Source organism: Microbacterium sp. Leaf288, from assembly GCF_001422925.1.
Classification (GTDB): domain Bacteria; phylum Actinomycetota; class Actinomycetes; order Actinomycetales; family Microbacteriaceae; genus Microbacterium.
In genome coordinates, this window is the sequence record NZ_LMNI01000001.1 from 67482 (window position 1) to 78221 (window position 10740).

General features: G+C 73.0%; 8 protein-coding genes. All 8 read right to left on the reverse strand.

Annotated features, from left to right (window positions below):
* Positions 1-13 precede the first annotated feature (13 nt).
* From ASF40_RS00260 to ASF40_RS00295, 8 genes are read right to left on the reverse strand one after another with little or no spacing between them, the layout of a single operon-like run.
* Positions 14-766 (reverse strand): hypothetical protein, encoded by a 753-nt coding sequence (locus ASF40_RS00260; RefSeq protein WP_056364805.1) that lies wholly within the window; start codon positions 764-766, stop codon positions 14-16.
* Positions 754-2379 (reverse strand): serine/threonine-protein kinase, encoded by a 1626-nt coding sequence (locus ASF40_RS00265; RefSeq protein ID WP_056364808.1) that lies wholly within the window; start codon positions 2377-2379, stop codon positions 754-756. Before ASF40_RS00265 ends, ASF40_RS00260 begins: the two co-directional genes overlap by 13 nt.
* Complete coding sequence (locus ASF40_RS00270) at positions 2376-3863, reverse strand: FHA domain-containing protein (protein ID WP_056364811.1); 1488 nt, start codon at positions 3861-3863, stop codon at positions 2376-2378. Before ASF40_RS00270 ends, ASF40_RS00265 begins: the two co-directional genes overlap by 4 nt.
* Positions 3863-4720, reverse strand: a complete 858-nt coding sequence (locus ASF40_RS00275; RefSeq protein ID WP_056366565.1) for a PP2C family protein-serine/threonine phosphatase — start codon at positions 4718-4720, stop codon at positions 3863-3865. The genes ASF40_RS00270 and ASF40_RS00275 overlap by 1 nt, the downstream gene beginning before the upstream one ends.
* Positions 4720-5967, reverse strand: coding sequence for an RDD family protein (locus ASF40_RS00280; RefSeq protein WP_056364814.1), 1248 nt, complete (start codon positions 5965-5967; stop codon positions 4720-4722). Before ASF40_RS00280 ends, ASF40_RS00275 begins: the two co-directional genes overlap by 1 nt.
* Positions 5964-8498 (reverse strand): transglutaminase family protein, encoded by a 2535-nt coding sequence (locus tag ASF40_RS00285; protein ID WP_082496765.1) that lies wholly within the window; start codon positions 8496-8498, stop codon positions 5964-5966. The genes ASF40_RS00280 and ASF40_RS00285 overlap by 4 nt, the downstream gene beginning before the upstream one ends.
* The gene (locus ASF40_RS00290; RefSeq protein WP_056364817.1) at positions 8495-9757 is read right to left on the reverse strand and encodes a DUF58 domain-containing protein; all 1263 of its coding nucleotides are present in this window, start codon (positions 9755-9757) and stop codon (positions 8495-8497) included. The genes ASF40_RS00285 and ASF40_RS00290 overlap by 4 nt, the downstream gene beginning before the upstream one ends.
* Entirely contained in the window at positions 9757-10728 is a 972-nt protein-coding gene (locus tag ASF40_RS00295; RefSeq protein ID WP_056364821.1) for an AAA family ATPase, read from the reverse strand. Before ASF40_RS00295 ends, ASF40_RS00290 begins: the two co-directional genes overlap by 1 nt.
* Positions 10729-10740: the final 12 nt, after the last annotated feature.

Here is a 10740-nt window from a genome sequence, read left to right on the forward strand (position 1 = left end):
ACGAGCGGCGCGATCAGGCTTCGTCCGCTTCAGCCTCACCGCGCAGCGAGGTCTCGTGCTCGACATCCAGAAGGGGGAGGTCGTCGCGCGTGACGAGGCGTGCCGCGATCGCGTGCTCGACGAGTCGCACGCGGCGGTTCGTCGCGTAGGAGCGCACCCCGCCGCGCATGCCGGGCACGCCGGCGCGATCGAGCTTGTCGCACACGTTGTCGAGCTTGCGATTGAAGCGCGTGAGCGTCCAGCCGAGCCGTTCGGCGGCCTGCGCCGACGTCGGCAGTTCGCTCATGCCGGTGCCGTCGCGCCGCAGCACGGGTTCGGCGAGCGCGAGGATCATGACGCGCTGACTGTGGGTCAGCGGCACCTCGCCGATCGTCGAGAGGCCGTCGTCGTCGGCGGGCTGCTGCGTGTCGCGGAAGGTCGGCTCGGCGGCGTGGATGGTGAGCTCGTACGTCGTCGGGCCGGCACTGAAGATGACGGATGTCGCGGCGAAGACGAGCGGCAGCCGTGCACCCGGTGCGAGCCAGGCCTGCACCCGCCCGCCCGAGTCGGTGACCGTCGCCGACAGGCGTGAGCCGACGTTCGAGAGCAGCCAGAGCCCTTCGACGTTCTGGATCGTGAGGAAGTTGCGGTGCAGGAACAGGTTGTCGTCGATCGCGAGGTCGCCCTCGCGGCCCACCGTGAACACCGTGTCGGGATCGACGGAGAACTCCTCGCCCGCGAACTCGACCCTGAGCTCGTCGACCTCTGCGGCTGTCACGGCGTGCACCCCCGCGTCGGGTCGGTCTGCTGCTGACCGTTGGCGCGCACCAGCGTGACGTCCACACAGGTCTGCCCCGTCGCCGCGGCCGGCACGGTGATCTCGGGAACCTCGACCGGCTCGGCCTCGCCCGTGCTGTCGGTGAGCGAGACGGCCTCGACGATGTAGAAGTCTCCGTCCTCGGGGTCGGGGTTCATCCACGTGAACGTCACGCCGCCGTCGACCGGCGCACCGACGACGTCGGTGACGGCCGGCACGGTGGACGCAACCACATCCTGCGGCTTCGACGACTCGCTCGGCTTCGGCTGCTCCTGGGCCGTGCCCGACAGGATGCCCGGCAGCGACACACCGACGATGACCGCGACGATCACGAGCGCGGCGGCGCCGAGCCCGATCCAGAGTCCCGTCCGGCGGCGACGCGGGGGCGCAGCATCCTCCTCCTGCTGGGGAGGGGCCGCGTCGAAGGCGGGAGCGCGCACGATCGTCTCGTCGAGCGACACCGGCAGGTCGACCTGATCGCGCCGGACCGTCTGCTCGTACGCCGACGGGGGTGCGGGTGCGCGGCGAGCGACCGTCTCGGTCTCGACGGGGGCCGGGTCGAACCGCGGCGCGACAGCGGCGGCGCTCGGTGCCGTGACCGCCGACGGGCGGGTCATGCCCGCCGCGGGGGTCGTCTCGGGGTTGATGCTGACGACGCCGCGGACGCGGGTGAGACCGTCGTCCTCGTCCTCCTCGATGTCCTCCGGAACGTGGTCGTCGAGGATGTCGATCGGGGTGACCGAGTGCGACAGCTCGATCTGCACCGTCTGCAGCGCACGGGCGAGGGCGAGCGCGCTCTCGTAGCGATCGGCGGGCACCTTCGCCATCGCACGCTCGAGGACGCGCTGCAACGACACCGGCACGTCCGCGCGACCGAGAGCGGGAAGCGGCAGGGTCTCGATGCGGTGGATGAGCTCGGCCGCGCCGTTGCGCTGACCCGGCAGCTCGAAGGGCGAGCGCCCGGCCAGAAGCGTGTAGACGGTCGCCCCCAGCGCGTACACATCGGAGCGCGGGTCGCTGCGGGGCACGTCGGCGAACGACTCCGGCGGCGACCACGGGATCGACAGGCCCGCCGACTCGGCGGCAGCGTTCGTGGTCGATGCGATGCCGAAATCGGTGAGCGCCGGGCGGTTGTACTCGGTGACGAGGATGTTCGCGGGCTTGATGTCGCGGTGCAGCACGCCTGCGCGGTGCGCCGTCTCGACGGCGGCCGCCACCTGCACGCCGACGCGCAGCGACTCCGCGATCGAGAAGGGCTCGCGCCGGTATCGCACCTGCAGGTTCGGCCGCGGGCAGTACTCCATCACGAGGTACGGGCGGCCGTCCTTCGCGGCCCCGGCCTGGTAGATCGTGACGATCGCCGGGTGCGTCGACAGCATCGCCATGACATTCGCCTCGGCGGTGAACTCCTCGACCGAGCCGCTCGACATGCGGTCCGTGAGCAGCACCTTGACCGCGACCCGACGTTTGGGCAGCTGCTGCTCGTACAGGAACACGTCGGCGAAGCCGCCCGAGCCGAGCAGGTCGACGTAGGTGAAGCCGGGAAGATCCGGCGGCGCCATGGGCGCGCGCTTGGCGCTCACGACAGCCCCTCGATCGCGACGGTGATGCCGTCACCGAGGTCCAGCACATCGCCCGGGATCACGACCGTGCTCTCCCCGGGGTGCAGCCGCACGGGGTCGGCGCCCTGGCGCAGCAGCGTCGTGCCGTTCGTGGTGCGCAGGTCGGTCGCGACGATGCTCTCGCCCTCGACCCGCAGTTCGACGTGGCTGCGCGAGATGTCCTGTTGCGGACTGTCGACGGCCACCAGGTGCGGCAGGTCGGTGCCGCTCACGCGCGTCGAGCGCGGACGCCGGCCGATCACGACGGTGCGGTCGAGTGACAGCACCTGCCCCGTCGACACCCGGATGCGTCCCGGGGCGGGCGGGCGCGGCGGCGCGAGCGGCGCGGGGGTCGAATCGATGGGGAAACCGGATGCTGCGCCCCCGGCGCCGCCCGCCGCTTCACGCAGCGCACGGGCCTGGGCCAGTGAGATCGTCGCGCCGTCGTGGTCACCGGCGGGCGCAGGAGCCTCGGCGGAAGCGCGGTCTTCGTCCTCGCCCTCGGCCGTGCGGTCGCCGTCGGCAGAGCGGATCACCGTCGCCCCCCAGAGGTCGTCGAAGCCGGTGGTCGCGGCGACGTCCGCTTCGGCGGCCGAGGTCGCGATGGCGGAGGCCCCGACAGGCGGGGCGAGGGCGGAGTCCAGGGGAAGCAGCGTCTCACCGTCGGTGGCCGATGGGACCGCGCTCGAGTCGATGAGCGCCCCCGGCTCCCCCGACTCACCCGACTCACCCGACTCACCCGGCGTCATCGGCGAGGTACCCGGCGTCATCGGCGATGCCGAAACACGGGCCGGTTGCCCGACACGCCGGGCCGAGGCATCCGTTTCCGGTGTGTCGCCGTCACCGACCCGTGTTTCGGCAAGGAAGGAGGGGTTCGGACCGGCGGGCACCGGATGCCGGCGAGCACCGGGAGCAGCCCCGGCGGGAGCAGCCCCGACGGGAGCAGCCTCGACGGGAGCAGCCCCGGCGGGAGCAGCCTCGGCGGGAGCAGCCCCGGCGGGAGCGCCACCGGCAGGCGAGACCGAACCCACGGGTGCGGCATCCCATTCGATCCGGCTCGCCAGCACGATGCCGTCGGCGATCTCGAACTCGGCCGGGGCGTCGGACCCCGGCGTCGTGAGCGCGACGCGCACCGCGCCCGGGATGACGCGCTCGGTCCACGTCGTGACGCCGGCGCCCGACACGCGCTCGGACGCGGCGCCGTCGATGTCGAACGCGAAGTCGCCGCGCACGGCGACGCGGACCCCGTCGTCGTCTGCGAGTGCCACCGCGAACGCGGGGATCGCAGTGAGCGAGGCACCGTACGCGCCGGTGAGCGCCTCGAGGACGCCGCCCAGGCCACGGCCGTCGGCGAGCACCGACCGGATGCGGGTGAGCAGCGCCGCCGAGGCGCCAGGCTCGAGCACGGCGAATCCGCGCGGCGTGACGGCGACCGGTGTGGTTCCCGGAGCGTAGAGCGTGGGCATCAGAATCCTCCCGCGAACACCGCGCGGGGCAGCGTGTCGCCGTCGATGTCGGCGTCGTCGGTGGTGTCGGCGGCGTTCACCGGCACCGTGTCGCGCTCGCACGCGCGGCTCGTGCGCGTGCGCACCGCGAGGGCGTCCACGACGATCGCCGTGATGTTGTCGCGGCCGCCGCGCACCATCGCCTCGTGCACGAGCCGCGTCGCGGCCGCCTGCGGGTCGGCCTCGGCGAGGAGGATGCCGTGGATCGCGTCCTGCTCGAGCTCGCCCGACAGTCCGTCGGAGCAGACCAGGATGCGGTCGCCGTCCTCGGCCGGGATGAGCCAGTAGTCGGGCTCGGCGTCGCTGCCCGCCCCGATAGCGCGCGTGATCACGTTGCGGCGGGAATCGCGCTGTGCGGCGTCGGCGGCGAGCTGTCCGCTGTCGACGAGCTCCTGCACGACCGAGTGGTCGACGCTCACCTGCTCGAAAAGGCCCTCGCTGAGGCGGTAGGTGCGCGAATCGCCCAGGTTGATCGCGAGCCAGTAGCCCTCGCCGTCGACATCGGCGATGACCACGCCCGCGAGCGTCGTGCCGGCACCCGCACCGGCCCCGGCCGGCAGCGCCGCGACGCGGCGGCGCGCGCCGGCGACGGCGGCCTGCACGTCGTCGATGGTCAGGCTCTCGCGACCGGTGAGGCCCGAGAACTCCTGGATCACCGTCGCGCTGGCGATCTCGCCCGCGTTGTGACCGCCCATGCCGTCGGCCACGAGGAACAGCGGCGCCACCGCGAGGTACGAGTCCTCGTTGATGCGGCGGCGCAGGCCCGCATCCGTCGACGCCCCGAACGCGACCGCGATGGGCGGCGTGGTCCCGGTCATCACGCGAGCCCCACCGTCACGCGCCGGTCGCCGAACTCGAGTGTGTCGCCGTCGCGCAGGTTCGTGCGGACACCCGGCGTGAGCGGAATCCGTCCACCGTCGCGGACGAGCGTCGTGCCGTTGGTCGAGTGGCGGTCGGCGATCCACGCGCCGGCGATGTCGCCGCCGACCTCGAAGTGCGTCTTCGACAGCGACAGCGTCTCGTCGCGCACGGGGATCGCGACCGCGCCGTCCTCGCTCGCGGGGTTGCGGCCGTAGAGGGTGCGCCCGTACACGGCCATCCGCGTGCCGTCATCCCACGTCAGCACCGCGAGCACCGGCGCGCCGTCGTACAGCGCGGCCCGCTGGGCGGGCGGCGGCACGACGATGCGCGTGGACTCGACATCCTCTTCCACGGACGCCGGGACCAGGGATGCGGCGAACACGGGTGCTGCGGCAGGCGCGATGGCGGCGGCGGTCGTGGGGGCGATGGCACCAAGCGGCTCGGTCGTCGTCGCGGCCGGGAACGGCATCGTCACGCTGGGGAAGGGCTCGGGCGCGCGCGTGCCGAGGGGCTCGTGCGTGATCCACGGGACGTCGGCGATCACACCCGTCGGCACCGGCGGGGCGGGCCGCGTCGCGGCCGGGGCCACCACGGCCGCGGGCGTGAATCCCGGTGCGGGCACCGGGGCCGCCGGCTGCAGCGACGGCACGGGCGGCAGCGGTGCAGCGCCCGTCGGATGCGGCAGGTAAGGGTTCGCGGTGGCGACGACGGCGGAGGCCGAACGCGCAGCATCCGCCTTCCGGATGTCGACGACCACAGCGCGCGATGCCATGTCGTGCCAGCCCTGGCGGCGGCCGCTCGCGTCGAAGAGGGGCGTGAAGTAGCCGACCACGATCGACGCGGCGAGGCCGAACACGAGGTTGCGCAGGATCGCGCGCCAGAATCCGATCGGGGCGGCCGAAGAGGCGTCGTGCAGGCGCAGACCGAGGATCCGCTGCCCGATCGACCCGCCGCCGCTGCCCTGCATCGCCGAGTAGACGAGCCACCAGACGAACATCAGAAGTCCGATGCCGGCGTAGCCGAGCAGGATCATGACCGCCAGGCCCTCGCGGTCCCCAGCCGGGCCCACTCCGAAGATGATGCCCACGACGATGCCGACCAGCACGGCGCCGATCACCCAGGCGACGCCGATGTCGATCGCGAACGCCCCCACACGGCGTCCGATGGTCGCCGCGGGGGCGGCGCCTGGCGGGCTCACGGTCATTCGTTCTCCTGTGGGGGGTGGGCGGAGCGCTCGGGCGAGCTCCGGGTCTTGCTGCCGCGGCGCGAGCGCCGGGTCGACGTCCGTGCCGAAACGGCGTCCGACGCGTCGGGCTGCGCGGCGGCGACAGCGTCCGGCGTCGCTGTCGGCGCCGTGCGCGGGGCCCGTGCCGGGCGTGCAGGCAGGGCGAATCGCGTGCCTTCGAGGAGTGTACGGATGCTGAGCCTCGCGCCGAGACGCTGCCACATCGAGCGGCCCTTCCCCATGCCCCCGACGATCTCGTCGACCTGTGTCCAGAACGCCGCGATGTCGTCGGGCGACGGCTCGGTCGGACCGAACACCTCGAGGTCGGCGCGGGAGGCCAGGGTCGCGACCCGGGGCTCGGCGAACGCGGCGGTGAGCACGCCGGCGTCCTCCTGGCGGGTCGCACCGGGGCGCACCGGGGCCCCGAAGTCCGAGGCGCGATCCACGAGCTCGTCCCACCCGCCGCTGATGCGGTCGGACGCGCGCTCGGCGTCACGGCGCTTGCGGCGGCGCGTGGCCTTGAGGGCTCCGATCACGATGAACGGCGCGAGCAGCACCGCGAGGAGGCCCAGCAGGCCCGCACCGATCGACACGATCGTCCACAGCAGGGCCGCGTCGAAGGCGTCCTCGTCTTCCGAGCCGCGGTCGTCGGCGACGGTCGGCGGCAGGTCGACGGGCTCCGCGGGCGGGGGCGGCGGCTGCAGCACCTGCGGCTTGGGGTCGGCCTTGGGCTTGGTCGTCTGGTCGCTCGGGACCTGGTCCTCGGGAGGCGTCGGATCGAACGGCACCCATCCGGCGCCGTCGAACGCGACCTCGACCCACGCGTGGAGCGTCTCGCCCGTCGCGGTGTAGACGGGCTCGCCGGCGGCGTCCTCGTCGGGGTAGAACCCCATCACGACGCGCGCCGGGATGCCGACCTGGCCGGCGAGCAGGGCCATCGCCGTCGCGTACTGCTCGTCGTCGCCGACCATCTGCTCCGAGCCGAGCAGCGTCGCGATGCGCTCCGCGCCGTGGCCGGCGCGCGAGAGCGGCTGGCCGGCGAGACCGTGGCTGAAGTACCCGCCCTCCGACAGCATCTGCTGCAGCGCGCGCACCTGCTCGACAGGCGTCTCGGCCTCGGCGACGGTCTTCGATGCGATGTCGGCGAGCGCCTCCGGAACGCCGACCTGCTTGGGCATCTTGAGCGGCGCGAAGCTCTGGTCGCCGAGCGCCTCGTCACTCGGCACCTCCGGGATCACGGCGTCGAGCGTGTACTCGTCGCCCTTCTCGAGCCCGACGGTGACGACCCCGGTCTCGGTCGCCTCGTTGTAGTGCGCGGTGCGGCGGAGGTCATCGGCGCGGTCGCCGTCGAACGTGACGCTCCGGACGGCACCGGCATCCGGCATCCACACGCTCTCGAGCTCCCCGATCTCGACGTGCACCGTCGCGGGGGTACCCTCGGCGTCGGCCGACATGTTGGTGCGGGCGGGCGCGAAGGCACTGGACGAACCGCTGCCGTCGTCCGACACGTTGTACACGGTGCCGTTGTACGCGTCCATCGTCGCCAGTCGCATGCGGGCACCCTCGGGCAGGCCGCTCACCGTGAAGAGGGGGTCGTCGGGGTGGTCGCGCACATAGGCGCGGAACGACTGCAGCGGGCTCGCGAACTCGCGGATGTCGAACGGCGGGATCACGATGTCGCGCAGCACGTACCGCGGTGACGACGGTGCCGCGAACCCGCTGGTCGCGACGCCGACGACGGCGGCGATCGCGACGACGGCGGCGCCCATCAGCACGCGACGCACGCCGGCGCCCGACTTCGCGGACCCCTCGCCGACCGGGATCGCGGCCGCCTGCGGCTGCCACGCCTGGCGCAGCGCCAGCCACACCACGCCGACGAGCCCGAACGCGACGCCCTGCACGACGGGCACGAACGGCTCGGACGTGCCGAGCGCGATCTCGATGGCGAGGAACGCGGCCGCAGGGATCAGCGCCCAGCCGGCGCTGCGCAGCCGCAGCGCGAGGGATGTCGTCAGCACCGCCGCGACGAGCGACAGGATGAAGGGCACGATCAGGTGGCCGTCGTCGGTCGCCACCGGAGCGATCGTGGTGAGGAGCTGCTTCCACGACATGACCACGCCGAGCGCGAGCTGGCGCAGCGTCTCGAGGGTGGGGATGACGCCCGCGACCGTCGTGTGCGGCAGCGCCAGCGCCCCGCCGAAGAGGAAGTAGACCGCGATCGCAGCTGCCGTCAGGAGGAGGATGCCCCAGCGGAACAGCCGTCCGAGCACGCCCAGCCCCATGCCGAGCACGAGTCCGCCGAGCGCGGCGACGAGATAGCTCGCGCCGTCGAACGTCGGCGCGAACCCGACGATCGGGATGAGCAGCAGCACGGCGACGGCGCCGAGGTCGAGGATCCAGCGCCGGGTCGGGAGCGCGTCCGTGCGCGGAACGCGCGGGTGGGATGCTGCGGCCCGCGCGGGCGCGGCGGGCTCGGCGCGCGTAGGAAGCGGCGTGACGGGCGCGCTCATGCGAGCACCTTCCGCAGCGCGTTCGGGAGCTGGTCGAGCGCGCCGAGGGTCACGACATCCGCCTCGCCGATCCTCCGCAGCGACGGCGCGGTGTCACCGGGCGACGCGACCACGGCGAGCACGCGCGCACCGAACGGGAGGCGGCTGCACGCGGTGCGCAGGTCGTTGGAATCGACCTTGCTGCCACACACCAGCACGACCACGCTCGCGAGGGGCAGCGTCGCGGCGACGACGCCGGCGAGCTCGACGACGGAGCCCGCCTTCGCCTTCGAATGCCCGAGCGCCGAGAGCGAGTCGAGGAACTGCTTGCCCGTGCCGGCCGGCAGCGCGCGCTCCTGCACCCGCACCTCGACGCGCTGCGAGTCGCGCAGCGCGCGCAGGCCCAGGGAGCCCGCCGCCGAGATCGCGAGCTCGAACTCGTCGTCGTCGCGGTAGTCGCCGGGGCTCGTCGACAGGCCGATCACGAAGTGGGAGCGTCGAGTCTCCTCGTACTGGCGCACCATCATGTGGCCGGTGCGCGCGGTCGACTTCCAGTGCACGTGGCGGAGGTCGTCGCCGGGCTGGTACTCGCGCAGCGCGTGGAACGAGACGTCGTCCGGCGACAGGTCGGTGGCGGGAAGGCCCTCGAGGTCGCGGAGGAACCCGAGCGACTGCCCGTCGAACAGCACCGTGCGCGGGTGCACGAAGAGGTCGACCGGCTCGTCGCGGCGGTGCACGCGCTCGAAGAGGCCGAGCGGATCGCCGCGCACGACGCTCACCGGGCCGACCTTGACGACCGCGCGTCGCGACGTCGGGATGGCGAAGAGCTCCTCGGCGGATTCGCCGGCGGCCAGCCGGTTCACGTCGAAGACGCCGCGGCCGCCCCCGACCGGCAGCAGCACACGCGAGGGGAGGATCGCGCGCGACCCGGTGTTGGCGAGCGTCAGCGCACCGACGGCCCGCTCTCCCACCACGACGCGCGTGCGGTTGAGGTCGAGCGACACGTCGTAGGCCGTGCGGCCGATGAGGAACAGCAGGCAGAGCGCCAGCACGACGGTGATCGAGATCGCCGCGACGGTGAGCTCCCACCAGCCGAGCGACTGGCCGGCGATCCACAAGGTGAGCGCACCGGCGATGAGCACCCAGGCGACGGGGCGCACGACCCCGAACACGCGGCCGAGCACGACGCCGGCGCGCCGCAGCGCGCCGAGCACCAGCTGCCCGTACCAGGCGCGGCGGTCCTCCGTGGCCGCCGGCTGCCCGAGTGCTTCCGTCGTCATCAGGCCGCGGACCTCGCCTGCGGTGCGGCCACCGACTCGAGGACGCGCCCGATGACGGTCTCGGCCGAGGTGCCGGCGAACTCCGCTTCGGGGTCGAGCACGAGACGGTGGGTCCACACCGGCGCCACGAGCGCCTTGACGTCGTCGGGCAGCACGAAGTGGCGGCCCTGTGCGGCCGCGTAGACCTTGGCGACGCGGATCATCGCGAGCGAGCCGCGCACCGAGACTCCCACCCGCGTGGCCGGGTCGTTGCGCGTGGCCTCGGCGAGCTGCGCGGTGTAGCGCAGCACGGCCGGGTCGACGTGCACGGTGCCGGCGAGGTCGGCCATGTCGGCGACCGCGCCGGTCGTGATGATCGCGGGCAGGTGCGCCGACGGGTTGCGGTCGGCCGCGCCGGCGAGGATGCGCTCGGCCACGGCGAGGTCGGGGTAGCCGATGGAGGTCTTCGCGAGGAAGCGGTCGAGCTGCGCCTCGGGCAGCTTGTAGGTGCCCGCCTGCTCGATGGGGTTCTGCGTCGCGATCACGAGGAACGGGCGGCCGACGTCGTGAGTGACGCCGTCGACCGTGATCCGCGACTCCTCCATGACCTCCAGCAGCGCCGACTGGGTCTTCGGCGAGGCGCGGTTGATCTCGTCGGCCAGCACGATCGACGCGAACACCGGACCGCGGTGGAACTCGAAGCGGTGCGAGGCCTGGTCGTAGATCGTGACGCCGGTCACGTCGGAGGGCAGCAGGTCGGGCGTGAACTGGATGCGGCTGCTCGTGCCCTGCACCGTGGCCGCGAGAGCCTTGGCGAGGCTCGTCTTGCCCGTGCCCGGAGCATCCTCCAACAGCACGTGGCCTTCGGCGAGCATCGCCGAGAGCACCAGCGCCACGACCTCGCGCTTGCCCATGAGGGCCTGGTCGACGTTGTCGACCAGTCGCGCGAAGGTGCCCTGGAACCAGGCCGCCTGTTCGGGGGTCATCGTCATGTTCGTCTCGTT